The following is a 26,918-nucleotide window of genomic DNA, read 5'->3' as shown; positions in this document are numbered from 1 at the left end:
TGTTATGAAAAAGATAATCCTATTCATTGTCCTTATCGTACTACTAGTTCTTAGTGCATGTGACAAGGAAACGGCTAATGAAAGTCAGCAGTCAGATAAGAGTGACTCGAAGCAGGAAGATACAATCATCTATGAATCTGAAAATGGTCCGATTGAGGTGCCTAAAGACCCACAGCGTGTCATTGTTCTTTCGTCCTTTGCAGGAAATGTGATGGCTTTGGATGTTAATTTAGTAGGTGTCGATGCTTGGAGTAAGCTAAATCCTCGTTTTGAAGAGGGGTTAAAGGATGTAGAACAAGTATCAGATGAAGATTTAGAAAAAATAATTGAATTAGAGCCAGACTTAATTATCGGTCTTTCCAATACGAAAAATGTGGATAAATTAAGTGAGATTGCCCCTACTGTACTCTTCACGTATGGTAAGGTAGATTATCTTACACAACATATTGAAATTGGTAAATTATTAAACAAGGAAAAAGAAGCGACAGAATGGGTTCAAGACTTCCAAAATCGTGCGGTAGCAGCTGGAGAGGATATACGTTCTCGTTTGGGTGAGGAATTAACCGTTTCGGTAATTGAAGGATATGATAAACAAATATATGTATATGGCGATAATTGGGGACGTGGAACGGAAATTCTTTATCAAGAGATGAAGTTAAAAATGCCAGATAAGGTAAGAGAAACTGCATTAAAAGCGGGTTACCATGCAATTTCTCCAGAAGTGCTACCAGAGTTTATCGGTGACTATGTGGTAGTTAGTAGTTTCTCTGACCAAGAGAATGCGTATTTAGAGACAGAAACCTATCAATCTATTCCAGCAGTGAAAAATGGAAATGTAATTGAAGTAAATGCGAACGAATTTTACTTTAATGATCCACTTACATTAGAGCTTCAATTAGAAACATTTATCAAGGCATTTCAGGAAAATTAAACAAGAATAGAGAAGGGATTCGCTATGGAGTCTCTTTTTCGGAAATCGGAAAGTATAACCGTTATTCCCGTCAGCATAAGAAAAACGAACACATTCGTTAAAGGACGAGCACATGCGCGTTTTTCTAATAAGTCTTAAGGAAGAAAGTTCGGGGTTAAGATGAGTAAACAATTCATGATATATAAATTTTTCATCACGATCACAATAGCTGTCATTGGGTTTGCGGCATCTTTATTATTTGGTGCCGCAGACATTGATTTTCAAAGTGTGTGGCTAGCCTTAACTTCAAGCGATCAAACAGATCAGATAACCATTATTCGAGAGCTTAGAATCCCAAGGGTAGTAGCGGCGATGTTTGTTGGCGCTTCTTTATCGGTAGCTGGTGCGATTATGCAGGGATTAACAAGGAATCCTTTAGCAGATCCTGGATTGCTGGGACTAACAGCTGGAGCGAATTTGGCATTAGCCATCACCATAGCGTCTATTCCTTCTGCTAATTATTTCTCGATTATGCTTGCTTGTTTCATAGGAGCTGCTATTGGTGCTCTACTCGTCTTTGGCATTGGACTCATGAAAAAAGGTGGATTCTCACCGTTTCGAATTGTACTAGCAGGTGCTGCGGTGACAGCGTTATTAACTGCGATTTCGGATGCTATTGGTATTTATTTTAAAATAGCTAAAGATGTATCGATGTGGACTTCTGGTGGGTTGATAGGGACAACTTGGAAGCAACTATTGGTTATTATACCTGTTATTGTTATAGGAATTATTGTTGCTATCCTATTCTCACGTCAGCTAACTATCCTAAGTTTACATGAAAATGTTGCGGTAGGGCTGGGTCAGAAAACGAGGCAAATTAAGGCTGTCTTATTCGTTGTAATCATCCTTTTAACAGGTGCAGCGGTAGCACTTGTTGGTAATATGGTCTTTATTGGATTAATGATTCCCCATATGGTGCGTGCAATAGTAGGGACAGATTATCGTGTTATTATTCCTTTTTCTGCTATAGTAGGGGCTACTTTTATGATGCTAGCTGATTTAGCTGGGAGAACGATAAATGCCCCTTATGAAACACCGGTTGCTGCGATTGTCGCTATATTGGGGTTACCATTTTTCCTAATCGTGATACATAGAGGGGGCAAGGTATTCTCATGATCCGTCCAGAACTAGTAGTAAAACAGCGAATCATATTCTTCTCATTGCTTGTTCTGATTATCATTACTGCGATAATATCCATGGGAATAGGATATTCCTCTGTCTCCTTTGATAGAATTCTTCCAACATTATTTGGTGAAGGAAGTTTTAAGGAACACTTTGTTCTATTCGAGGTAAGGTTGCCAAGGATTTTAATTACTATTCTGGCAGGTGCGGCATTAGCGGTGTCAGGCTCTATTTTACAAGGTATTACTAGAAATGACCTAGCAGACCCAGGCATAATTGGAATAAATGCAGGTGCAGGTGTAGTAATTGCTATTTTCTTTTTATATTTTCCAATAGATGCAGGAAACTTTGTATATTTATTACCAGTTCTTGCTTTTATTGGTGCATTTGTTACAGCGGTAATCATTTACCTTTTATCTTATAAGAGAAATAGTGGATTCCATCCAATCCGATTAGTATTAATTGGGGTTGGATTCGCGATGGCACTTTCAGGTGTTATGATTGTGGTTATTTCTTCCGAAGAGCGGGAAAAGGTAGATTTTATTTCAAAGTGGATTGCAGGCAATATATGGGGGACAGATTGGCCTTTTATTATAGCATTACTTCCTTGGTTAATCCTACTTATTCCTTATGCTATCTATAAGGCAAATCGGTTAAACATTCTTTCCATGGATATGCCTGTTGCTACAGGGCTTGGCATATCGATTGAGAAAGAACGATTTTCTTTATTGATAACAGCAACGGCTTTGGCTGCAGCAGCCGTAGCGGTAACGGGAGGAATTGCTTTCATCGGGCTGATGGCCCCACATATGGCTAAAGCATTAGTAGGACCAAGAAATCAATTGTTCATCCCAATTGCAACACTTTTAGGTGGATTTCTATTATTGCTGGCAGATGTGATTGGACAAAATTTGTTACCAGATGAAGCGATCCCAGCTGGAGTCATGACAGCAATAATCGGCGCACCCTATTTTATTTATTTGTTAATGAAACGAATCTAGTAATGGGGCTTCATTTTAGCATATGGGGGAGAATATATCTCCCCTTATTGTTTGGCTAACTTTGCCCTTTTCTTCTGTGCCTCTTGAAATAACTCAAGCTCATGCTCTGTTTCTGGAATCACCCCTGGAACAGGTACTGGCTTACCATGTTCATCAATCGCTACCATCGTAATAAAGGAGGTAGTGGTTAGACTTTTTTCCCTTGTTTTAAACTGTTCACATTCAACCTTCACATAAACCTCCATGGAAGTTCTCCCCGTAGAAATGACAAACCCCTCTAAAGTTAAAATATCGCCAACTCTTGCTGATGATAGAAAATTCACCCTATCAATGGATGCTGTAACGACTACCTTCCCACTGTGTTTCATAGCAGCAATCGCAGCAATTTCATCAATATAAGATAAAACCTTTCCGCCAAAAATGGTACCTAAGTGATTAGTGTCAGGTGGTAACACCAATTTGGTTAGAATAGTACGTGAAACATTTGTAGATAGCTTTTCCATTACACTCCCTCTTTCTTCTTTTTTTGTATTATAGGTCTCTTCAAAAAGTGATGGAATTAAAAAAATCCATCCTTATTAAAGAAGATGGAATTTGATGCAGGTGTAAAGGATAGACCACACGACTGGTCTATAGCTGTTCATTATACCCTCATATCCAACCTTCTCAATTCCCGAAGAAGATCATACATCATAGAACTGGCAGGTCTCCTGACTTATGCTTCACCCTACTTTAAGCCTTCCCGTCTTAGACAGTGGTATTCTTATTTCGTCAGCATTTACAGTTGCGGGGACAGTTCTGGATTTTCACCAGATTCCCTATTAAGTCTATTAAGACACCAATTCTACTGGTATACCTATATGTAGTTGTATGGCAACAGACCATATTATAAATTTAATATAGTTTGTTGATTATGCCAATTGTTTTAACGAATGTTAGTACATGGGAATGGAATGATAAGTAATGTGAACTATTATGCTAAATTCTGGTAAAGGAGTAAAATAAAGATGTTGTTAGAATACTGAGTGAATCAAACGTTTGTTTGAAATAAGTGGAAGGAGTGAAATACATATGGCTACCATCAATTGGATGGAGGAAGTTTTAAAGAGAAAAGACGAATTTATTAAAGATCTACAAGGACTACTTCAAATTAAAAGTGTCCTAGATGAAGAAAATACTTCTGAGGATGCTCCATTAGGACAAGGCATTAAAGATGCCCTACAATATGTGTTAGATTTAGGTGAGGAAAACGGATTTTCGAGTAAAAATGTTGATAACCTTGCAGGTCATGTTGAAATGGGGCAAGGGAAAGAATTAATTGGGGTATTAGGGCATGTCGATGTCGTTCCAGAAGGGGATGGCTGGAGTGTTGATCCTTATAGTGGCATTGTAAAGGATGGTAAAATCTATGCTCGCGGATCTAGTGATGATAAGGGTCCGACTATGGCAGCATATTATGGAATGAAAATAATAAAAGAACTAGGGCTACCTTTACGTAAGCGAGTTCGCCTAATTATCGGGACAGATGAGGAAAGTAACTGGCGTTGTGTCGATCATTATTTTACACAAGAGGAAATGCCTACAACAGGATTTGTACCAGATGCGGATTTCCCTATTATTTTTGCAGAAAAAGGAATCGCGGATTATGATATTGTCCAACCCATTCCTAAGCAAGAACCATCTGCAAGCTATCAACTAGTATCCTTCCAATCCGGTCGCAGATACAATATGGTACCAGATTTTGCGCAAGCAACGATTAAAGTACAGGAGGCACCTACTAAACTAATAGAAGATTATCTTGAGTATTTGAAAGAGATAAAGCTCGAAGGAGAAGCTACTACCGAAAATGGTGAGTTGTTCTTTCGTTTAATTGGCAAAAGTGCACATGGTGCTGAACCACGTCATGGCAAAAATGCCGGAATATTATTAGCACAATACTTACAAAAGCTTGAATTAGATGAAGAGGGACAAAAGTACATGTCAACTGTATCAGCGTTCCACAATAAATCACGTGGAGAAGTTTTCGGAATTGAGTATGAAGACGAAGACTCTGGTGATTTAACAATTAATGTAGGTGTGATGAGCTATAGTAGGGAAGCTGGGGGCCGCATTGGGTTAAATATGCGTTATCCTGTCACATTTGATATTGAAGAAGGAAGAAAGAAAATTGAAGCAACCTTACATTCAAAAGGCTTACAATTAGAAAACTTCTCGGATTCGAAGCCAACTTATGTGAAAAAGGATGACCCTTTAATTAAAACATTGCAAAAGGTGTATGAAGAACAGACAGGTGAGAAGGCCGACTTATTAGCAATTGGTGGAGGAACCTATGCGCGCGCATTAGACCATGGGGTTGCTTTTGGAGCCTTATTCCCTGGACGAGAAGATGTCATGCATCAAAAAGATGAATATGCTATTGTCGATGATTTATTACTGGCAACGGCGATTTATGCCCAAGCAATTTATGAATTAGCAAAGTAATAAAATAGAGGAAGCATCAAGAGTGAAAGGCAAAACAAAGAGAAGGTAGTGTTAAACCGAATGATTACACAATTCCAGAGAGGAATTTGTATGATCATTCGGTTATCTTTTTATGCAAACCTTTTTCCTTATTCAAACAATCCCATGCTTAAATAACGTTCACCTGTATCTGGTGCTATACATACTACACGTTTTCCTTTTCCTAACTTTTTCCCAACTTGAATTGCCGCGTAAACAGCTGCAGCGCCTGAAGGACCGATAAAGATTCCTTCTAATTGAGCTAATTGACGAAGCATACGAATTGCTTCTTTATCCTCAATTTGAATAATTTCATCATAGATGGCTGTATTCAATATAGTTGGAATAAATCCAGGACTTGTTCCAACAAGCTTATGCTTTCCAGGCAGACCACCGGATAGCACTGGGGATCCTTTAGGCTCTACTACGGCAATATGTATGTGGGGAAGGTTCTCTTTTAACACTTCACCAGTTCCAGTTACCGTTCCACCCGTACCAGCAGTACACACAAATCCATCTAAGCAATGATCCATTTGCTCTAATAGTTCTAATGCAGTAGTGGTTCGATGAATACTAGGATTTGCCTCGTTTTCAAATTGCTGTGGTATGAAGCTACCAGGAATTTCTTTTTGTAATTCTAATGCTTTACGAATACAGCCTGGCATTTTTTCTTCACTAGGTGTTAATACAATTTCTGCACCATATGCTTGTAGGATTCTTCTTCTTTCTAATGTGCTATTATCGGGCATAACTAAGATGGCTTTATATCCTCTTGCAGCTGCATTCATGGCTAATCCGATTCCCGTGTTCCCACTAGTAGGCTCAATAATCGTTCCACCTGGTTTTAGTAGACCTTTTTCTTCGGCAACGCGAATCATATTAAATGCCGCACGATCTTTAACGCTTTTACTAGGATTGAACATTTCTAGTTTGACATAAATATCCGCGGAATCTTCAGGAACAACTTTATTTAATTTAACAATAGGGGTCTCCCCAATAAGCTGAGAGATGTTTTGTACGACTTTCATTATATACCGACTTTCTTTATAGGAATTTTAATGTTTCCGTCATTTTACTACTGAAATAAGCTAAAAAGCAAACAGTTGAATGATGGTACATATAGCCTCATATACGCAATCATTAGTGGAAAGTGTTTCTATTATTAAAAGTTATTATAGTTTTCAAATATTACGTGAAGGTTTACAATGATAGAAAGGGAGCGTGAAAATAAATGAAATATATAGATACTTGGGATTTAGAAACAATTTTCCCTGGAGGTACGAAATCCGAGGAATTACAGGCTAAATTAAAGGATGTCCAAAATCAAATTACAGCGTATCAAGCGTTACTGAATGATTGGGATTATTCGTCTCAGTCCGTTGACACGTTTAAAACGATTCTTAACAAGCAAGAAGTAATTGGAAAAGGGTTAGGTCAAGCTGGAACATTCGTAAACATGTGGCATGATGCATATATGAATGATGAGCATGCCAATGTAGTAAAGGGCCAGATTATGGAGCTTTATAGTGAAGTTCAAAAGTTATCCAATACATTTACGAAAAAGCTAGTTGAAATACCAGATACTGAATGGACTACTATGCTAGAAGATAGTGATTTAAAAGAGCTTTCTTTTGCATTAAATGAGATTCGTTCAGAAGGTAAGCGCCTATTATCAGAAGAGGAAGAGAAGCTAATTGCCGAGCTTAACAAGGATGGTCTTGCTGCATGGAGTAATCTTTACGATACAGTAGTATCTATTATGACGATTCCATTTACGGATAAAGAGGGCAATACTACCGAATTATCGGTTGGTCAAGCAATGAATAGAATGTACGCAGATCCAGATCCTGAAGTAAGAAGTCAACTGTTTGAAAACTGGGAAGCGGCATGGACAAAGTACGGTCCAATCTTTGCAGATACGTTAAACCATTTAGATGGATACCGTATTACGTTACAAAAGAAACATCAGTATAAGGATCATTTAGAAGAACCTTTAGAGTATAACCGAATGACAGAGGACACACTAAATGCCATGTGGTCCGCTGTTTCCAATAATAAGAAACCATTCCTAGATTTTCTTGATCAAAAAGCAAAATTATTAGGTATGGAAAAACTAGGCTGGCAGGATGTGGATGCTCCTGTAGCATTAGGCGAAGTGAAACCTACTCAGTTTACTTATGATGAAGCATGTGATTTTGTTATTGAAAACTTCTCATCCTTCGGGCCTAAATTAGCTGACTTTGCGAAGCATGCGCTAGAAAATCGTTGGGTAGAAGCGGAAGACAGACCAAATAAACGACCAGGTGGCTATTGCACCTCACTTCCAGAGTTTGGGGAATCCCGTATTTTCATGACATTTACTGGTTCATCATCCGATACAAGCACACTTGCTCATGAACTAGGACATGCTTTCCATAGTCATGTGATGAAGGATCTGCCAACATTAAATCGTCGTTACGCCATGAACGTGGCAGAAACAGCTAGTACGTTTGCCGAAACGATTATCGGAAATGCAACTGTAGCAAATGCCAAGACGAAAGAAGAAAAAACAAGTCTTCTAAATGCAAAATTAGAAAATGCTACGGCGATGTTTATGAACATCCATGCTCGTTTCCTATTTGAGGATGCATTCTATAAAGAACGTGCTAAAGGGATAGTCTCAGAAAAGAGATTAAATGAACTTATGGTTGAAGCACAAAAAGAAGCCTATGGGGATAGCTTAGCTAGCTACCATCCACACTTCTGGTGTAGTAAGCTTCACTTCTTTATTGATGGAATACCATTTTATAACTTCCCGTACACATTTGGATTCCTATTCAGCTTAGGTATCTATGCTGAATACTTGAAGGATAAGGATGGTTTTGAGGATAAGTATATTGCGTTACTTCGTGATACAGGTTCTATGAAAGTAGAGGATCTTGCTCAGAAGCATCTTGGCGTCGATATTACGAAGGAAGATTTCTGGGCTGCTGGCATTCAATTAATGGCAAAAGATGCAGCGGAATTTATTGAATTGACAAATGAAATTGTAAAATAAAGTTATCAAAAGTGATTGGAACATAAGAAAGAGCCGGACAATATACGCATTCATTGTTCGGCTCTTTTAATAATCACATTTAAACTCAACACTTTACTTTTAAGGTTTTAAAACTACTTTAACACAGTTATCCTCTTTATTATTGAAGATCGTATACGCATGTGGAGCATCCTCTAATCCTAAGCGATGGGTAATAATTTTCGTAGGATCTATCTCCTCATTGATAATCATGTTGTATAGATGTGGCATGAAATGACGCGCAGGTGCTTGTCCCATTTTAATTGTTATATTGCGGCTAAAGAAAGGGCCTAATGGGAACATATTATAAAGTCCACCGTATACGCCAGTAATTTGTAATGTTCCGCCTTTACGAACAGCTTTCGTAGCAATTTGAATGGGTCCTAATGTCCCACCCTGTAGCTTTAATTTTTGTTCTACCCATTCAAGTGGAGACTTTTTCCCATCCATTCCAACACAATCGATAACAACATCGGCGCCACCTTTGGTAATTTCCTTTAAGGTTTCCCCCATATCTTCATCTTTCGTAAAATCAAATACTTCTGTTTGATTTATTGTTCTAGAGAGTTCTAGTCTGTTCTGGATGTAATCCACTGCAATGACACGTTCTGCCCCTTGTTTCCATGCAAATTGTTGTGTCATTAATCCGATTGGTCCAGAACCTAATACAATCACCGTGTCGCCTGCTTTAACCCCGCTATTTACAACACTCCAGTAAGAAGTTGGTAATACATCCGATAAGAACAGTAAAGATTCGTCTTCTAATTCACAATCCTGCGGTATGATAAAAGGAGTGTAATTACCAAATGGTACTCGCAAATACTCCGCTTGACCACCGGGATAGTTACCAAATTTCTCCGAGTACCCAAGATATCCACCAGAATCATAATGTGGATTGGCGTTATCACATTGGCTCTCTAATTCATGATGGCAATAATGACATTTCCCGCAAGCTACTGTAAACGGTATAACGACACGATCACCCTTTTTTACTTTGGTGACATCCGATCCCACTTCTTCTACTATTCCCATCGGTTCGTGTCCAATGACATAGCCAATTGGAAGAGGAAAATTCCCCTGATAGAGATGTAGGTCAGAACCACAAATCGCAGTAGAAGTAACTTTAATAATCACATCTTCTTTGTCTTGAATAGTTGGCGCTTGAACATCTTTCACCGCAACTTGATATTTACCTTGATACGTAACAGCCTTCATAATACCATAATACCTCCTGGAATTAACGTAATCTATACAGCTATTTTGTGTTCAATTGGTGAAAGTATGTATTCTTCATGAACCTAGCGATAGAAAGTTGTTATGATCTTGGTCTATTCCAAAATTCCCAAGCTTATAATAGTATTAAGCTCGTCTTATAGGGGGAATTTTTCTTGGCTACAATTCTAACAATGGCTATCATGTTTATTGCTGCAGGTATCGATGAAATGATCGTACTCATTTTTTTGTTTGCTCATGCTAAAAGTAAACGACAGGAAAGGCAAATATATATTGGACAGCAATTAGGAATGACTGGAATCTTAATTATCTCCTTAATAGCTCTATATGGAATATCTTTTATTACTGGAAAATGGACAGGCTTATTTGGTTTACTTCCAATAGCCATAGGAATAATGGCTTTATTTGAAGGGGATGATGAAGAGGAAGAGCGCGAGAGAATTCTTCATAAAACCTCGATATTCAGTAATCTTACGCTTAGAGTCTTTGTTATTGCATTAGCTGGCGGTGCAGAGGAAGTTGCGATTATGGTGCCATATTTTACTACATTGACTTCTTATCAAATTATTCTTGCTTCGATAACGTTCTTTGTTATGGTACTGATATGGAGTGGATTATGTCATCTATTAGCTTCTAGTTCAAAAGTTTATACGTTTGTAAATAAATACAAAAGAATCATTATTCCTCTAGTATTTATCGGGATTGGTCTTCATATCCTATTGGAAAATGACACGATTGAAACTATTCTGGATTTATTTTTGTAAGGCGTTTTACTTATTTATTTATAGTGAATCTGTTATCATGCCATGTGGAATACTATTTATATGTAAAGAAGAAATAGAAGGAGTTTTAAATAATGGCAAAAGCAAATGAAGGCGATACAATTGAAATTTTAACTGGAGATTATAAAGGGAAAAAAGGAACTGTTCTTATCGTACGAGAAAACTCTGTCATTGTGGAAATTGGACATAACAAGGTACGTGATGAACCAATCAAGACCGTAATTAACCACAAGAATTATGCATTAGTTTGATGAATGGAAGAGGCTTTAGACAAAACTATTTCTAACATAGGATAAACCGAACATTAAAGTTAGCGCATCAAATCCGCCCCGGAAATATACTTGCGGTTCGTGGGCGGCTGGTGAGCCTCCTCAGAGCTAAAGCTCTTCCGGGGTCTCAGGCAGTGCCCTTTCCTCCCACAGGAGTCTCCGTATATTTCAGGGGCTAATGTGGTGATTGTTCGCATTTTATTACCTTTGTTTTAGTTAAGTCCCAGCCTCTTTTAAATTTGGCCACTTTATGGTCTAACATAACGTCAACTGATTAAACCACCGTTACAATCCTCTTTCCTCACAATAAGCGTTTACTAATTCTTCTATCATGTCCACTTCAGGATAGTTACCGGAAAATCGAAATGTAATTTCTTCGACAAATTGCCCATCTTGATATACGTGGATTGCCCCGTTTTGCTCAATAACACTAAACTCTGGCTCGAAACGATAACCACTGCGCTCAATCGCACCCATTTAGTCCACCCCTCAAAATATAGTGTTGTATTAGTAATTTGCTAACTTGCCCTATTCAATTCATATGGATAAATGAACTAATCACAGCATATCCATTAATGGGGAGGTATGCTGAATGACGGATAAGCGAAATGAGAACGAAAAGGATGCGCAACTGGAGTCTTTTCGTGTAGATGACAAAGGGAAGTATATGACTACTAACCAAGGACTTAGAGTGTCAGAGGATGAGCTTTCCTTAACAGCTGGCGTACGGGGGCCAACCCTAATGGAAGATTTTCACTTTAGGGAGAAGATGACCCACTTTGATCATGAAAGGATTCCAGAAAGGGTTGTTCATGCTCGAGGATTTGCTGCTCATGGTGAATTTCAGCTTTATGAAAGTATGGAACAGTATACGAAAGCGAAAATCTTTACCGATACTTCAAAAAAAGTACCAGTATTTGTCCGGTTTTCCACCGTAAACGGTTCAAAAGGATCCGGTGATACGGCAAGGGATGCTCGTGGGTTTGCAACGAAATTTTATACAGAAGAAGGAAACTATGACCTCGTAGCGAATAATATTCCAGTCTTCTTTATACAAGATGGAATTAAATTCCCAGATGTAGTGCACTCATTCAAGCCTGAGCCTCATAATGATATTCCACAGGCATCGACTGCACATGATAACTTTTGGGACTTTGTTGCTAATAATCCTGAAAATGCACACATGGTCATGTGGATCATGTCAGACCGAGCTATACCGAGAAGCTTTCGAATGATGGAAGGGTTTGGGGTTAACACGTTTCGATTTGTTAATGCAACTGGTGAGGCATTTTTTATTAAGTTCCACTGGAAGCCAAAGCTCGGGGTACATTCACTAGTTTGGGATGAAGCGCAAAAGCTGATGGGAATTGATCCTGATTTCCACCGCAACGACTTATGGGATGCCATTGAAAGAGGAGATTATCCAGAATATGAGCTTGGAGTACAAATCGTACCACAGGAAGATGAGTTTAAATTTGATTTTGATTTATTAGATGCAACCAAGCTGATTCCAGAGGAAGAAGTACCTGTTAAAATCATTGGGAAAATGACATTAACCAAAAATGTCGATAACTTCTTTGCCGAGACTGAGCAAGTAGCATTTCATCCAGGGAATGTTGTACCTGGCATTGACTTTACTAATGACCCGTTATTACAAGCTCGCCTATTTTCATATATCGATACCCAATTGATTCGGCTCGGTGGTCCTAACTTTCATGAGCTTCCTATTAATAGGCCGATCTGTCCATTCCATAATAATCAACGTGATGGATTTCATAGGCAGGCTATCAATGTTGCCAGAGTAAATTACCACCGTAATTCTCTTCAAGGAAATACTCCAGCACCTGCGTCACCTGAGCAAGGTGGATATAAGCATTATGAGGAGAAGGTAGACGGTAAGAAAATTCGCGCGAGGAGTAAGAGCTTTACAGATTTCTTTTCTCAAGCAAAGCTGTTCTGGAATAGTATGAGTGAGCCGGAGAAAAAGCATATTATCGATGCGTTTAGCTTTGAGTTAGGAAAGGTAAAGAGCAAGTCGGTTCGCCAGCAAAATGTAGATTTATTTGCTAATGTTGATCTACAGTTAGCACAAATCATTGCTAGAAATATTGGGGTCAAACCGCCAACCGAGGGAGGTTCTCCTGTTACAAAAGCATCCCCAGCGCTAAGTCAATTAAATACTACGATGACTGCTAAGACACGTAAGGTTGCTGTCATTATTTCAGATGGCTTTCACGGTAATGTAATAAAATCAATACTTGATTATTGGAAGAAAGAAGGACTCGTAGTAGAGTTTATCAGTGAAGATTTAGGACCAGTAAAAGGAACCAATGGTGTTGTATTAGAGGCTGTGCAAAATGTCTATACTGCTCAATCCGTATTATATGATGCTGTCTTCATGGTGCGCGGCAGTAGCACAGATAAAATGTTTAATGAAAAAGCAGCTTATTTCATTGATGAAGCATATCGTCATAAAAAAACGATTGGTGCAATAGGCGAAGGGAAGAAATGGTTAGAGGCTAACCAGATGGTAAATAAACCTGGAGTAGTAACGGATGAAAATGTGAATGAGTTTGCAAGACACTTTGTTCAAGCAGTTGCACGGCATCGACATTGGAATCGATAAATAAAAGGGAACTAGATGCCTTGAGAATGGTATCTAGTTCCCTTTAAAGGATTTAGAACGTATAAGTAAAATAATTACTTCTTAAGTGCTTTAAAGTAATCAATATTTCCTTCGAAGGTAGGTACTGATTTTTCTTCTTCTGCCTTTTTAACTAGTTGTACAACAAGATTGTTATATGGTGTAGCAATACCTAGTTCTTTTCCTTTTGCAGCTACGAATCCATTAATATAGTCAATTTCCGTTTTTCTTTGTTTTTCTAGATCTTGGAGCATACTTGCTCTTAGTAAGGCTTGGGGTTCGAAAGCTTTTCGAGCAAATCCAATAGCAGTTGGTAAATTACTTTCATCTTCTGCTAGTTTAAAGACACCTAAGTCAAATCCAGCAAGTGGAGCAAACGTTACACCAGCTGCTTCTCCAACACGAATCGTTTCGTCTGCTAATGATACAGCACTATAAACACTCGCTTCGTCTTTAATAACCTCACCAAAGTTACAGCCAAGTGCAGCTGACATACCACTTAAAGCAACATTAACTAGTAACTTAGACCATTTCGTACCAACTAAATTATCTGTAACATGGGTGCCACCAACAAGATCTAAAATCTCTTTTATTTTTTGCACTCTATCTGTAATAGACCCATCTAATTCCCCTATTTGGAAAGCATTGCTTTGGAAAGCTTCTGTTGCGGTAGTTAATTCAGAAACACCAGGTTCCTTAAAAGTAGCACCAAACTCAACAGAACCTCCAATAACACGTTTTTCTCCTAAAATAGAGACAAGGCTTTCTTCTGGTACACCATTTTGTAGTGATAAAATAACACTGTCCTGATGTAAATAGTTTTTCAAGTTTGATACAACATCATGATTAAATACTTGCTTAGTAAGTAATAAAATTAAATCATAGTTTCCAGACATTTCAGCTGGTGTAATAGCTTTAACCGGAATCGTTTCATTCATCGTACCAGTAATGGTTGCACCGCGTTCATTTAATGCCTTTACATGGTCTTCGTAAACATCGATTAATTCTACCTCGTCATTCCCTTTCGAGATAAGTGCACCAATAATGGTCCCTAAAGAACCTGCCCCCATAATTCCAATTCTCAAGTTAAACAACCTCCTAAGTCGATAATACATTCTCTAGTAAACCTAATACATTTAGCTTATAGGAACAAGTAGAACTCTGGCAAACAAAACGACATATATTGAAAAAAATAAATAAACTTCACAATAAAGCATTAGATGACGATATAGTAGTATGAGTAAGTTTGTATATGAGGGGGAAGACCATGAATCATTTAGATACATATAATACAAAAAGGGTTCATAAAGTAAATTTTATATTATTATTTGCCATCACGTTTCTGTTAGTAATACCAATCGTATTGGCTAGAGGTGTGGGAGATAGTATTGGCATTATTATAGCTGGTTTAGTCGTCATTATCATCTCTACTGGTAACTATTTCTTGCCAATACCAGCCTATGTGAAAGGGTTTATTTTTGCACTAATCCCAAACCTAGTTGTGATGCTGCTATTCGTTATAGATGGATTTGCATTAAATAAGCACTACCTTATATTTTTAACAATAGCTATGATTGCGTTGTATTTTAAAAAAGAATTAATATTAATATTCGGTATCGTATTAAACATACTTTTATTTGCTTTGTACTTCCTAGAGCCTACAAATCTGCTTTCGATTGATGATAATTTAAAGGGATTTATTACAGTAATCGCTTTGGTAGATGGAATTTTAATTGCGCTATATCTATTAACGAAATGGGGAAGAGATTTAGTAGAAGAGTCATCGAAAAAAGAATTAGAAGCGAAGGAATTACTAGATAAACTGCAGGATACTTTCCATACAATTGAAGATGGCGCGAATAAATTAGATTCAACAATAGGTCAATTTAATAAGGATATTTCAACAATAGTTGAATCCAGTGAGCTAGTATTAGATTCGGTTCAGCAAATGGCTACTGCTATTCAAGATGAAGCAGAAAGTGTTAGTACGGTTAATGAATCGATGGGCTCATCATTAGAGAAAACAAATCAAACGATAGCCATTTCGCAAAATATCGTAGAAAAGTCAGAGCATATGAATGGGGAAGTGCAGGCAGGTTGGGAAAAAGTTCAACAGGCAACCAATCATATCCGTACGGTAAATGATGCAATTGGCACAACTACGTTAACAGTAACAGATTTACAGGACAGCTTAGGTAGGGTAAATTCATTGCTGCAAGGTATTAGGGATATAGCAGAACAAACGAACCTACTAGCCTTAAATGCTGCTATTGAATCCGCACGTGCAGGAGAGTATGGAAAAGGCTTTGCCGTTGTAGCAGATGAAGTTCGTAAACTAGCAGAACAAAGTGCTAGTATTACGGTTGATATTACGGAGGTAACGGATAACCTGTTTCAAAAGTCAGAGAGTGCTAAAGAAAAATCTACTGAAGGAGAGCTTGCCGCTCGTGAAGGAATGGAATTATTGAATGAGGTATCTTCCTTCTTCGATGAGCTGAAGAAATCCTTTAAAGATACGAGCACTAGTCTATCCATTGGCATGAAAGAGATTCAATCCGTAACAGTTGATTTTAAAGCTATCCAAGAACAGCTCGAAAACGTAGCAAATATTTCGGAGGAAAATGCATCATCCACACAAGAAATTGTTTCTACATTGGAAAGTGAGCATGATCTAATTACATCGATTAATACAGCAGTAGTCGAAATAAGTGAATTAAGTAAGGAATTAAAGCAATTAATTAACAAGTGATATAACAAATAGTTATCAATGTAGATAGAAATATAGTATTTTTTCAAATTACCAATAAGATCTATACTGAATACAGGGGGGATTCAGTATGGATCTTATTTTTATCTTTTTGACAGGAATTATCGCTACAACTCTAGGGACAGTAGCGGGTGGGGGAGGATTAATTAGTCTTCCGATGATGTTGTTATTAGGAATACCAATTCACTCCGCAATTGGCGCAAATAAAGTATCTAATACGGTTAGTTCTTTTTCGAGTTTTTTTCATTTGCTCAAGCATAAGAAGGTTTCACTGAAAGAATGCTACTGGATTGTTCCGATTAGTATTACAGGCGGACTGAGTGGAGGATTAATTGCAACGTTACTCCATCCTGAACATCTCTATATCATTGCCATTATCCTATTATTATTGGCACTTATAACTTCTATGATTGGAAAGCGGAATTTTCAAGGTGGTAATGTTCTAAAACCAACTAAAATAAGTATTCCTGGCTTGTATGGTATCGGGATTTATGACGGTTTATTCGGCCCTGGTCAAGGGACATTAATGCTTTATCTCTTTGCCTACTTAAAGATTGATTATATTAAGGCGGTAGGCTATGTGCGTTTTGCGACGTTCTCAAGCTGTATTGGTGCAGCTCTGATGTATATTGCATCAGGGAAGATTATGTGGGGTTTAACACTTGCGCTGCTTTGTGGGTCATTCATCGGAGCGCAAATTGGCGTTCGAGTAGCTGAAAAAATTAAACCAGCATATATGAAGCCAATTTTACGTATCGTGACTCTAGCTCTAATCGTTCAAGTGTTTGTGGAGAATATGATATAAAGAAAAAAGCCAGCTCGTTTTGAACTGGCTTTACATACCTTCGAATACAATCTTCCCATCCACCATAGTAAATATGACATTGGCGGTCTTTATTTCTTCAGGAGTTACTGTAAATAAATCTTTATCCAAAACAATTAAATCAGCTAATTTTCCAGCCTCTAAAGTGCCGAGTTCTTTTTCCCGAAATGAGCCATAGGCAGGTGCATAGGTATATGCCTTTAGTGCTTCAGCAAGCGTAATTTTCTCGTCTTCACTCCAAACCACTTTCTCGTCATCTAGTCGTGTTATAGCGCGATAAATAGCGGTTAAAGGGTTTAAACCAACAACAGGATAATCACTTCCGTAAACTAATGTAGCTCCATGATCCATCAGTGTTTTTTGTAGCATATAACGCTGCATACGTTCCTTCCCAATCAATTCTTCAAATACATCATAGGAAGAACCATTGATATGTTCTGGTTGAATGGAAGCAAGCACACCTAATTCTTGGAAACGTGAGATATCTTCTTCTCTAATCATTTCAATATGCTCTATGGCATGCCGTGCATCTCTATTTCCATTTCGTTTCTGTGCTTCTTCAAACGTATCTAATGCAAGCTTTACAGCCTTATCGCCAATACAGTGGAAGCGGACACGGAAGTTTTCCTTATCAGCAGCTATCGTCCATTCCTTAATGCTTTCCTCAGGATAAACGGTACTACCTATTGAATCTGGCTTATTCGTATAGGGATCTTGTAAATAGGCAGTATAGCTAGTAATAACCCCATCTATAAATTGTTTAAATCCAGTAAACTGTACCATATTAGAATGATACGTATTACGAAGTCGTTTTGCTTCTTCTAAATCGCCATTTAACGGTGCTACAAAGTGTACACGTGTTGTCAGCTTGCCCTTTTGTTCAAAATCTGCATAAATAGCTGCTTCCTCTGTACTCATCTCTGGTAATCTCAGCAAGTCATGTACCGAAGTAATACCATATCGGGACGATTCACGTAAGAATTTCTCAAGGAGCTGCTCTTTATCTTTTAAGTTCATTGGCATTGCGTTTGTAACGAGCCCAACGGCATGTTCTAGTAATAATCCAGTTGGATCTCCGTTTTCATCTTTTATGACTTCACCAAAGTCTGGATTCATTGTATCCTTTGTTATACCGGCAAGCTCTAACATAGCACTATTAACCCAAACACTATGAAACTCTGCTTGATATAGTATTACAGGTCTATCTGGAATGGCCACATCTAAGTACTTTTTATCGACTTGCTCCGCCGTATTCCAAGTATTATCATCCCAGCCACTACCAATAATGAGTGGTGCATCCGGATGCTTATCTGCATATTCTTTTACTAGATCTGCAACAGCTGTTGCAGAACGAGCTTCAGATAATGACACACTATCTTCTAACATACTGCCTAACAGCAGATGGATATGAAAATCATGAAAGCCAGGCATAATCAGTTTATCATCAAAATCAATAACCTTAGTTTGATTCGAAATATATTCCTCGATATGCTGTTGATCAATGACATCTACAATTCTATTATTGGAAATGAGAACAGCAGCCTGTATAGGGGATGACGTAGTACCTGTAAAAACGGCATTACTAGAAATAATATAATCAATTGTATGCGACATAAGGTTCTCCTTTTTCGAGTTTAAATTTATTCTCATATAGATGTAATCATATAGTATAGTTAGAAAAAATACTAGCTGTTTTCCTAGCTAGCGGTTAGGTTACGTGATTCTGTATCTCTTTATTTCTCTCAAACCGAATAAATCGTGTTCCCTTAAAGGTTAGAATACCGAGGTCGTCTTCGGCTAGCAATCCATATTCTTTAGCTGATAGGGAAAATTCAACTCGATCACCACTAGTAAACTCAAAGGTTGCATAATAGCTTGTACTAGAATGTATGTGGTGATGATGAATATCGTGATTGTGGTGGTGGAAATTATCTACTTCTGTTCTTTTTGCTTTTATTATAGCAGGAACAGATAACTCAGGTGATTGCTCATTTTTACTCCATTGTCCAACCCCTTTTGCAGCATTAAAGATAATCGTTCCAATTATTATCATAAATACAATGCCAAAGATTACAGGAAAAAAATCAAAAAAATCTACCCCAGAATGAAAATCCGATTCGAATGGTACCATAATCATTCCCCCTTTGTATTAATACGGAATAAACGGTAAAGAAGTTCCCAAACGAATCATAACATAAAAATACTAGTCTGAATACTCAGACTAGTATTTTAGCTATAATGCGACAGTATTTTTTGATTTCTTTACCATATCAATAAAAAAATCAATCATGCGTGTATCGTTTGTCAGCTCTGGATGAAACGCAGTAACTAGAATATGATCTTGTTTAGCTGCAACAATATGGTTTTCATAGGTTGCGAGAATTTCAACATGCTGTGCTGCTTTCTCAATGTATGGAGCTCGAATGAATACAGCAGAAAAAGGTAGGTCAAGCCCGTTTATCGGTAGTACTGCTTCAAAGCTTTCCTTTTGCCTACCAAAAGCATTTCGTTTTACACACACATCCATTAGCTGTAAGTGAGCTTCAGATGATGCTGAAAGCTCTTTTGCGACAAGGACCATGCCTGCACAAGTACCGAACAGAGGCTTACGCTGTTTACTAAATTGTTTTAATGGCTCAAAAAAACCATATCGATCAATTAGTTTACGCATTGTAGTACTTTCTCCACCTGGGAGAATTAAGCCATCAATCTCTTTAAGTTGTTCAGGCTTTTTTACGATAACCCCTTTACAACCTGAAGCTTCAATTTGGTTAATATGCTCGCTTACAGCTCCCTGCAAGCCAAGTACACCAATTACAAGCCCACTCATTATGACACATCCTTCCTAGCAAACATAGCTTTTTTACCAGCCACGCTCTTGCATACGTTCTTCTTGGCTAAGTGTTGAAATATCAATTCCTTTCATTGCAGTGCCAAGTTCTTTTGATAATCGACCGATTAGGTCATAATCTTTATAATAGGTAGTAGCTTGGACGATTGCACTGGCGAATTTTTGTGGATTCTCTGATTTAAAGATACCAGAACCAACGAAGACACCATCTGCGCCTAATTCCATCATAAGAGCAGCATCAGCAGGTGTTGCAACACCACCTGCAGCAAAATTAACGACAGGTAGTTTCCCAGCTTCCTTAATTTCCTTTAATATGTCATAAGGTGCCCCTAGATTTTTCGCTTCTGTCATCAGCTCGTCATCGCTCATATGGATCACTTTACGAACTTGCGCTTGAACTTTACGCATATGACGGACAGCTTCTACAATATTCCCTGTCCCGGGCTCCCCCTTAGTACGAAGCATTGAGGCTCCTTCTGCAATTCTTCTTGCAGCCTCACCAAGATCACGACATCCACATACAAATGGAACAGTAAAATCACGCTTTAGTAGATGAAACTCCTCATCAGCAGGTGTAAGTACTTCACTTTCATCAATATAATCCACACCCATAGCCTCAAGCACTCTAGCTTCAACAATATGTCCAATACGGGCTTTTGCCATTACTGGTATACTTACAGCACTCATTACTTCCTCAACAATACGAGGGTCTGCCATTCTAGCTACACCACCAGCTGCACGAATATCAGACGGTACACGCTCTAATGCCATGACTGCAACTGCGCCAGATGCCTCTGCAATTCTAGCCTGCTCTGCATTAACAACGTCCATAATAACGCCGCCTTTTTGCATTTGTGCCATTCCACGCTTTACTGTTTCTGTGCCTAGTAATTTTTCCAATCGTAACACTCCCTATTTAATGAGTTGATTTATTTGAATGTTAATTTATTATAAAAAGTAGTTGGCATTGTTGAAAGTGTCAGTTTTACATAATTTGATGATGCCAGAATGGAGGGGTAGGATGAAGATGTTATCATGTGAAATGAACCGAGAAAGTGCAGTTCCATTGTACGAACAGCTATATACCTATATCAAAACCGAAATAATGAATGGTCAAATTCCCCATAATACAAAACTACCATCTAAACGAAAGCTGTCCGAATTTCTAAAGGTTAGTCAAAATACAGTCGAAACTGCATATGAACAATTGGTTGCAGAAGGCTATGTCGAAGGGGTCCCTCGGAAAGGATATTTTGTTTTAGCCTCGGAGGACTTAGAATATGTACAAGAAATCAATCCCATGCATCACCAATCCGCCGAGAGCAAAAAGCCAATTCGGTATGATTTTCATCCGAGCTGGATTGATACAGAACATTTTCCATATGCTAAGTGGAGAAAGCATGCCAAAAATAGTATTGATATAGAAAATCAATCTTTATTATTAATGGGAGACAGGCAAGGGGAGTATGTCCTACGAGAAGAAATTGTTCATTATCTTTATCAGGCAAGGGGGGTGCACTGTTCTCCAGAACAGATTATTCTTGGAGCGGGTATTGAGACGCTCCTACAGCAGCTGATTTTATTATTGGGGCAATCCGTTGTATACGGTGTGGAAGACCCAGGCTACCATGTCATTTCTCGTATTCTGAAAAACTATCCAAATGAAGTTATACCATTAGAAGTTGATGACCAAGGAGTAATAGTAGACTCCTTAGAAGCTTCCCCAATCGATATTATGTATGTAACACCATCTCATCATTTCCCATATGGATCAGTTCTGTCGGCAAACAGAAGGATAAAATTATTAAATTGGGCCATGGGTGGTGATGAACGTTATATTATTGAAGATGATTATGATAGTGAATTTCGTTACAGTGGAAAATCTATTCCATCCTTACAAAGCATGGATAAGAGAGAGAAGGTTATTTATTTAGGCACATTTTCCAAATCATTAATTCCATCTATACGAATAAGTTACATGGTATTACCGAAGTCGCTCCTAAGTCGATATCAGAAGGAACTGTCCTTTTTTCAATGTACCGTATCAAGAATTGATCAACATATCCTCGCTCATTTTATGAAAGAAGGGGATTTTGAAAGACATCTGAATCGCATGCGTAAGGTCTATCGGAGAAAGATGGAAAAAACATTGCACCTGTTAAGGCCATATTCTGATGTGGTCGAGGTAATAAGTGATTTATCTGGCTTTCATGTTGTATTAGAGGTGAGGAATGGCTGGAAGGAGGATAAACTAGTCCAGCGTGCAAAAGATGCGCAGCTTAAGATATACCCATTATCAAACTATACCATCGAAAAGCAATCTAGCTCATTTCCGAGAATTCTATTAGGTTTCGCTGGGATACCTGAAGCAGAGCTAGAAACAGCTATTACAAGTTTACTAACCTGCTGGGGTAGAGAGCTAGAATCGTCTTCCCAATAGCATCATCAGTCAGGGTGAGATTTATATTTTTCAGCTACTTCTCGTCTAGGTCTACCTTAGTACCAGTGGGCTGCGAGACTCCTCAAGAAGGGGTCTCACGTAGCCTACAGGAACTTATTAGCTTAAATGGTCTTCAGTAGTAATTTTTTTAATAACGGTGCAAAATGTTCAGGTAGATCAGCTACACTAGGAATCATCACTCGTTCTCTTCCATAAATATTTTGCATAGTATGGTCTTCGCGTTCTTCAATTTCACCATTCGCTAAAAACATACCAATTACTTCAATACCTTTTTTACGAGCTTCTGAAACAGCTAGATTCGTGTCCACTATACCGTTCTGGTCATAGTTGGCTGCGGCAGGCTCCCCATCAGAAAAAACGAGTAAGAATTTATTCTTTTCTCTTCTAGCTTCAAGCTCTTTCGAAATTACTCGTATACTAAATCCGTCACGATTATCTTCTTCAGGTTCTAACTGCATGATTTTCGGCCCGTTCTGTTCATAAAAAGAATCCGTAAAGGTATGAATACGGTGAAAATAATTAGGTTGATAGCCTTCTTTAACTTCATTCGCATCTTCCCAAAACCCGATGATAGAATGAGGAATTTTCAAATGCTTTAATACCTCATGGAAGAGGACTATTCCGCGCTTCGTTTCTTCCATTTTATTATGCATGGATGCAGAACAATCAACGAGAAGGGTAAATACAGCATCAAACTCATTCGTATCTTCATTCTTCTTATAAAATACTCTTGGGTTATCGTCCGTAATAATCGGTAAAAGCTTCTTCGATAATCTACCGAAAACGAGATCACGCCGTGGTTCATTCTTTTTATGCTCAATCGTTTTCTCAATTGTTTTGGCTAATTTGCGTTTGTATGGTTCAATATCCTTTACAAATTGTTGATAGTCTTCTATTTCTTCTTGTGTTGGGGGACTAGCTTCTTTATCTATTTTTATAGCATCCCTGTTTTCCTCACCAAATTCATCCGTCTTTCCGCTTTGCTTAGAGGATTCATCCTTTTCTAGTGCCTCCATTTCAGAGTAATCGTTCTCTTTGCTTTGGCTAGATGCTCCCTGAATAGAGGCTACCGCTTGGTCTCCCTCTTCCGTTTCTCGAGCTCCACCACCTAAAATACTTGTATTTGTCCCTTGTTCTAATTCGAACTGTAAGAAATTTTGCTTACGGTTTTCATTTTTATTTTCCCGATGCCAGGTGGAAAACTCTTGGTCAAAGTACTCACTTTCCTCTTGATCCACCTCTTCAAAATCATCATTATTTAATGAATCAGTTCTTGTCAGTTCATCAAAAAGAGTGTTTTTCTCATACCGTTCCACATGACTAACTGGAAAAACAAAGTATTCATTCAGTGTATCTTTGTACTCAGATAAACGAAATACAATTTGTTCGGTTATTCTTGTTATATCCGCTGTACTTCTAGCTTCAAATAATTCGAATAGAAATGGTTTTAATTCTTCCAACTTCTGCAACTGTCCAGCCGTTGCTTTAGGGAAGGAAGGATTTGGACGATCTGATACCAGTTGTAAATAGATTAAGCAAAAAAGCTCATCCAAGGGAAAGCTTCTCGTCGCATTCACAACCAACTGACTAGAAAAGTAATGCTGATATGCATCTCTACGAATGGCAAAGGCTTTTGTTGTCCCAGGTCGATCATGTTTAATAATCTCCTCCAGTCGTAAGTCCTCTAGTAAAGCAAACAGCTGATAGGCGAATTTAGGTAACGGTGATTCTGTTATTTGATCGAGAAAGGCTTTCATTTCAGGAATGGTCGAGTGCCTTAATGTTCCTATAGCTCGTAAATAGACATCCGTTTTTAAGCCAGCTTCTTTGATTTCATAACTAGTATTATCCCAAAAGCGACTTGCAGTGAGCTTGTAATCGATAAGATCTACGATAGAACCGAAGTTATATTCGAACTTAATCGTAGCATCACCAGATAAGACGTTAGCAAGATCTTGAAGCTGTAAGAATAGACTGGTATCAACTCTTGCATCATTAAAGACATGCATCTTGCATTCTCCTATCTAAAAATAAGTTTCTGCTAAATTCTTCACAAACTCTTTTTCTCTTTCCTCATCTAACTTATCCACGATGGAGCGGAGGACGGCTCTTTTTGGTGGAATCAAGACACTTAAATCACACGCGTCTAATAATGCGCGAATGGATGCGGCATCCTCAGACAGCTTTCCTTGCACAACTGCTTGAATCAAATCGGAGGATAATTTCACAAAGCGTTCAATCAGTTTTGCATCGGTTAACTGAGTATTTGTCTTAATTAGTTGCTCTAATTGATCCCCTTCAATATATGGAATTTCTAGCACAATGAAGCGGTTTTTTAATGCTTCATTTAGGGGGACAGTACCAATGTACCCTTCGTTAATGGCAGCAATTACACCAAATCCTTCTTTTGCTGTAATCACATCATTGGTAAACGGATTTGTTATCGTTCTTCGGTAATCTAGCACACCATTAATAAGAGGTAATGTCTCTGGTTTAGCCATATTTACCTCATCAATATATAGAAATGTTCCATTTGTCATGGCATTAATAACTGGACCAGGAACAAATTCGATTACTTGTTTTTCTCCTTGATAGGATAATGTTTTAAATCCGAGTAAGCTTTCTGCATCTAAATCAACTGAGCAGTTCACACTAAACATAGGTTGATTAAAAAGATTAGAGAGGGTTTCTGCAAATTTAGTCTTTCCTGCTCCTGTAGGACCTTTTAATAATACGTTTTTGCCCATGCTAAGGGCAGTAATGGCATCAATTAACAGGTCATTATTAGGTGGCATATACCCACCTTGTCTAATTAAATCTTGAAATTTATCAGAATGGCTTCTTTTTTCGTTTATTAATGCTGTTATTTCGTTGGGTAATGAGTAGTTTATTGTCATGTTGGTATCTCCTTTCCTTGAACATTGTAAGCTTTTTTAACCTGAATCACAAAAGGAATGTTTGATAGCAAGATTTAAAGTAGAGGAGATGTGAAATGAGACATCTTAGAATGATTATCGTATTCCTGATACTAGTATGGTCCTCTCCCTATAAATTATCTGCATTAGAGTTAGAACAAGCGGCTCTGCTGCCAGAAATAAGGGAACTCTATTTACCACCTACCTTGTCTGTACCTAGAGAGCAGGAGGTTACACATATCGTTATCCATTCCTTAAGCAATGTTGTAGCTAATCCGGAAAATCCTTACCAAGTAGTTGATCTTTATCTGTTATTAATGGAATATGGCGTGTCTACACACTACTTGATTGATCGAGATGGTGCAGTTTATCAACTAGTTGCAGAGGATCGCGTAGCTTTTCACGCTGGTAGAAGTAGCTTTCCGTACCTTCCATTTTTCCCCCATAATTTGAATGAATATAGTATGGGGATTGAATTAATGGGGATAGGCACTCGGGAAGAAATGCTTCCTATTGTATCAGAGGAAATCTATGATTCCCTCCATGATGATTTTATAGGTTATACAGAAGCACAGTATAGAGCCCTGTCCTTATTACTAAATGATATCCACAAGCGTTATCCAACGATTCCCCGTAGTCGGTACCATGTGATTGGTCATGAGGATTATGCTCCCGGAAGAAAGGTTGATCCAGGTAATTTATTTGATTGGGAAAAAATTAACTACTAAATTTCCATTATCTTGAAACAATTCTTATAGGATAAACGTATTAATAGGTGACGCAATGAAGGGGAGGAGATATAAATTATAGATAATGAAACATTGCTAGAGGAGTGGCTAGGAGTTACTGGAGCTAGAATAGATACTGCTACATGAGGATTTTGTAATGATTGTGTAATGATGCATATTGTAAAATAAATTACGTCATGATCAATAAGTAAAAACGCTAGGGGGAGTAGTGTTTGTCGTAAGGGGGATGGGTTTTGACAAAGAAAAGACAACTATATAGCAGATATACAAAAGAGATAAAACTAGAAGCTATTAGACGAGTTCTAGAAGAAGATCAACCTGTCCAAGAGGTAATTGCTGATTTAGGAATAAGACATCGGGATAATGTTTATGAATGGATCAAAAAATATAAAAAGAATGGTCCTGAAGCATTCGATAGACCTATCAGAAAAACAACAAAGCCATTGGAAAATAATAAGGTTGAAGAGCAGTTACAGCATTTGAAATTGGAAGTAGAAGCTTTAAAAACATACATAGAGACTTTACTTCACTGTGAGGAAGAAAAATATAAAGCAATCCAAGTCTTAGAAAAGCAGTATCCTATCGAAGTCCTATGTAATGCATTAGATGTATCAGAAGTAAGCTTTCATGAATATAGAGAGCGTCAAGGAATAAACTAGCAAGGTTCCTGCTATCATTAAGATGATAGTAAAGGCGGGATAAAACACTGTATTCGCTCACGTAGACGGTAGCGGAAGGAGGGGCACGATGGAAAAAACGTGATCCCCTCTAATTTAA

General features: G+C 38.1%; 24 protein-coding genes and 1 riboswitch. Of the genes, 13 read left to right on the top strand and 11 right to left on the bottom strand.

Translation table 11 applies throughout. The annotated features are described in order from the left end of the window. Positions 1 to 4: 4 nt before the first annotated feature. From AAIB49_RS04430 to AAIB49_RS04420, 3 genes are all read left to right on the top strand, one after another. Positions 5 to 931 carry an iron-hydroxamate ABC transporter substrate-binding protein gene (locus AAIB49_RS04430; RefSeq protein ID WP_343457314.1) on the top strand — a complete coding sequence of 309 codons (927 nt, stop codon included), beginning with the start codon at positions 5 to 7 and terminating at the stop codon, positions 929 to 931. Positions 932 to 1,105: 174 nt separating this feature from the next. Continuing rightward, a complete protein-coding gene (locus AAIB49_RS04425) occupies positions 1,106 to 2,086 on the top strand; it encodes a FecCD family ABC transporter permease (RefSeq protein WP_343457313.1) in 981 nt (326 codons plus the stop codon). After that, the gene (locus AAIB49_RS04420) at positions 2,083 to 3,093 is read left to right on the top strand and encodes a FecCD family ABC transporter permease (protein WP_339216910.1); all 1,011 of its coding nucleotides are present in this window, start codon (positions 2,083 to 2,085) and stop codon (positions 3,091 to 3,093) included. The genes AAIB49_RS04425 and AAIB49_RS04420 overlap by 4 nt, the downstream gene beginning before the upstream one ends. Before the next feature lie 44 nt (positions 3,094 to 3,137). On the opposite strand, the gene AAIB49_RS04415 is transcribed toward AAIB49_RS04420, so the two are convergent. Further along, positions 3,138 to 3,596 (bottom strand): acyl-CoA thioesterase, encoded by a 459-nt coding sequence (locus AAIB49_RS04415; RefSeq protein ID WP_339216908.1) that lies wholly within the window; start codon positions 3,594 to 3,596, stop codon positions 3,138 to 3,140. Between the two features lie 180 nt (positions 3,597 to 3,776). Further along, positions 3,777 to 3,951: riboswitch (cobalamin riboswitch) on the bottom strand. Positions 3,952 to 4,164: 213 nt separating this feature from the next. On the opposite strand from AAIB49_RS04415, the gene pepV reads away from it, so the two are divergent. Continuing rightward, complete coding sequence (gene pepV, locus AAIB49_RS04410) at positions 4,165 to 5,574, top strand: dipeptidase PepV (RefSeq protein ID WP_343457312.1); 1,410 nt, start codon at positions 4,165 to 4,167, stop codon at positions 5,572 to 5,574. Between the two features lie 128 nt (positions 5,575 to 5,702). Here pepV and cysK read toward each other — a convergent pair whose 3' ends face one another. Next, positions 5,703 to 6,620 carry a cysteine synthase A gene (gene cysK, locus AAIB49_RS04405; RefSeq protein WP_339216904.1) on the bottom strand — a complete coding sequence of 306 codons (918 nt, stop codon included), beginning with the start codon at positions 6,618 to 6,620 and terminating at the stop codon, positions 5,703 to 5,705. Positions 6,621 to 6,823: 203 nt separating this feature from the next. Between cysK and AAIB49_RS04400 the strand changes: the two genes are divergently transcribed. Further along, positions 6,824 to 8,629: a M3 family oligoendopeptidase gene (locus tag AAIB49_RS04400; RefSeq protein ID WP_343457311.1), complete on the top strand. Its 1,806-nt coding sequence runs from the start codon at positions 6,824 to 6,826 to the stop codon at positions 8,627 to 8,629. 99 nt (positions 8,630 to 8,728) lie between these two features. Here the strand turns inward: AAIB49_RS04400 and AAIB49_RS04395 are convergent, their stop codons facing one another. Continuing rightward, the gene (locus AAIB49_RS04395; protein ID WP_339216901.1) at positions 8,729 to 9,862 is read right to left on the bottom strand and encodes a zinc-dependent alcohol dehydrogenase; all 1,134 of its coding nucleotides are present in this window, start codon (positions 9,860 to 9,862) and stop codon (positions 8,729 to 8,731) included. Positions 9,863 to 10,035: 173 nt separating this feature from the next. On the opposite strand from AAIB49_RS04395, the gene AAIB49_RS04390 reads away from it, so the two are divergent. Then, positions 10,036 to 10,644, top strand: a complete 609-nt coding sequence (locus AAIB49_RS04390; protein ID WP_339216899.1) for a cadmium resistance transporter — start codon at positions 10,036 to 10,038, stop codon at positions 10,642 to 10,644. 92 nt (positions 10,645 to 10,736) lie between these two features. Further along, entirely contained in the window at positions 10,737 to 10,913 is a 177-nt protein-coding gene (locus AAIB49_RS04385; protein WP_186868925.1) for a DUF2187 family protein, read from the top strand. Between the two features lie 303 nt (positions 10,914 to 11,216). Here the strand turns inward: AAIB49_RS04385 and AAIB49_RS04380 are convergent, their stop codons facing one another. Continuing rightward, positions 11,217 to 11,408, bottom strand: a complete 192-nt coding sequence (locus AAIB49_RS04380; RefSeq protein ID WP_339216897.1) for a YbxH family protein — start codon at positions 11,406 to 11,408, stop codon at positions 11,217 to 11,219. A 115-nt stretch (positions 11,409 to 11,523) separates the two neighbouring features. On the opposite strand from AAIB49_RS04380, the gene AAIB49_RS04375 reads away from it, so the two are divergent. Next, positions 11,524 to 13,557 (top strand): catalase, encoded by a 2,034-nt coding sequence (locus AAIB49_RS04375; protein ID WP_339216895.1) that lies wholly within the window; start codon positions 11,524 to 11,526, stop codon positions 13,555 to 13,557. A gap of 74 nt (positions 13,558 to 13,631) precedes the next feature. Here AAIB49_RS04375 and AAIB49_RS04370 read toward each other — a convergent pair whose 3' ends face one another. Further along, the gene (locus AAIB49_RS04370; protein ID WP_343457310.1) at positions 13,632 to 14,660 is read right to left on the bottom strand and encodes a ketopantoate reductase family protein; all 1,029 of its coding nucleotides are present in this window, start codon (positions 14,658 to 14,660) and stop codon (positions 13,632 to 13,634) included. 182 nt (positions 14,661 to 14,842) lie between these two features. Between AAIB49_RS04370 and AAIB49_RS04365 the strand changes: the two genes are divergently transcribed. After that, positions 14,843 to 16,324: a methyl-accepting chemotaxis protein gene (locus AAIB49_RS04365; RefSeq protein WP_339216891.1), complete on the top strand. Its 1,482-nt coding sequence runs from the start codon at positions 14,843 to 14,845 to the stop codon at positions 16,322 to 16,324. 88 nt (positions 16,325 to 16,412) lie between these two features. Then, positions 16,413 to 17,147, top strand: a complete 735-nt coding sequence (locus AAIB49_RS04360; protein WP_339216889.1) for a sulfite exporter TauE/SafE family protein — start codon at positions 16,413 to 16,415, stop codon at positions 17,145 to 17,147. 30 nt (positions 17,148 to 17,177) lie between these two features. Here AAIB49_RS04360 and AAIB49_RS04355 read toward each other — a convergent pair whose 3' ends face one another. The 4 genes from AAIB49_RS04355 to pdxS form a co-directional block, all read right to left on the bottom strand. Further along, positions 17,178 to 18,779, bottom strand: coding sequence for an amidohydrolase (locus AAIB49_RS04355; protein ID WP_343457309.1), 1,602 nt, complete (start codon positions 18,777 to 18,779; stop codon positions 17,178 to 17,180). A 94-nt stretch (positions 18,780 to 18,873) separates the two neighbouring features. Then, on the bottom strand, positions 18,874 to 19,296 hold the full coding sequence (locus tag AAIB49_RS04350; RefSeq protein ID WP_343457308.1) for a DUF2500 domain-containing protein: 423 nt from the start codon (positions 19,294 to 19,296) through the stop codon (positions 18,874 to 18,876). Between the two features lie 102 nt (positions 19,297 to 19,398). Continuing rightward, the gene (gene pdxT, locus AAIB49_RS04345; protein WP_339216885.1) at positions 19,399 to 19,995 is read right to left on the bottom strand and encodes a pyridoxal 5'-phosphate synthase glutaminase subunit PdxT; all 597 of its coding nucleotides are present in this window, start codon (positions 19,993 to 19,995) and stop codon (positions 19,399 to 19,401) included. 33 nt (positions 19,996 to 20,028) lie between these two features. Next, positions 20,029 to 20,916 (bottom strand): pyridoxal 5'-phosphate synthase lyase subunit PdxS, encoded by an 888-nt coding sequence (gene pdxS, locus AAIB49_RS04340; RefSeq protein WP_339216883.1) that lies wholly within the window; start codon positions 20,914 to 20,916, stop codon positions 20,029 to 20,031. A 121-nt stretch (positions 20,917 to 21,037) separates the two neighbouring features. Between pdxS and pdxR the strand changes: the two genes are divergently transcribed. Continuing rightward, positions 21,038 to 22,456 (top strand): MocR-like pyridoxine biosynthesis transcription factor PdxR, encoded by a 1,419-nt coding sequence (gene pdxR, locus AAIB49_RS04335; RefSeq protein ID WP_339216881.1) that lies wholly within the window; start codon positions 21,038 to 21,040, stop codon positions 22,454 to 22,456. 122 nt (positions 22,457 to 22,578) lie between these two features. On the opposite strand, the gene AAIB49_RS04330 is transcribed toward pdxR, so the two are convergent. Both AAIB49_RS04330 and AAIB49_RS04325 read right to left on the bottom strand, forming a co-directional pair. Then, positions 22,579 to 24,486 (bottom strand): vWA domain-containing protein, encoded by a 1,908-nt coding sequence (locus tag AAIB49_RS04330; RefSeq protein WP_339216879.1) that lies wholly within the window; start codon positions 24,484 to 24,486, stop codon positions 22,579 to 22,581. Between the two features lie 15 nt (positions 24,487 to 24,501). After that, positions 24,502 to 25,374, bottom strand: a complete 873-nt coding sequence (locus tag AAIB49_RS04325; protein ID WP_339216877.1) for an AAA family ATPase — start codon at positions 25,372 to 25,374, stop codon at positions 24,502 to 24,504. A gap of 95 nt (positions 25,375 to 25,469) precedes the next feature. Between AAIB49_RS04325 and AAIB49_RS04320 the strand changes: the two genes are divergently transcribed. Further along, positions 25,470 to 26,120: an N-acetylmuramoyl-L-alanine amidase gene (locus AAIB49_RS04320; protein ID WP_339216875.1), complete on the top strand. Its 651-nt coding sequence runs from the start codon at positions 25,470 to 25,472 to the stop codon at positions 26,118 to 26,120. Positions 26,121 to 26,374: 254 nt separating this feature from the next. Then, the gene (locus AAIB49_RS04315) at positions 26,375 to 26,800 is read left to right on the top strand and encodes a transposase (protein ID WP_339216874.1); all 426 of its coding nucleotides are present in this window, start codon (positions 26,375 to 26,377) and stop codon (positions 26,798 to 26,800) included. Positions 26,801 to 26,918: the final 118 nt, after the last annotated feature.

Origin of the sequence: Ornithinibacillus proteolyticus, from assembly GCF_039581225.1 — a bacterium.
In the GTDB taxonomy this organism is placed as follows: domain Bacteria; phylum Bacillota; class Bacilli; order Bacillales; family Amphibacillaceae; genus Ornithinibacillus; species Ornithinibacillus massiliensis.
Note: the sequence above shows the minus strand (reverse complement) of the source record. Positions and strands in the feature narration are given on the sequence as shown.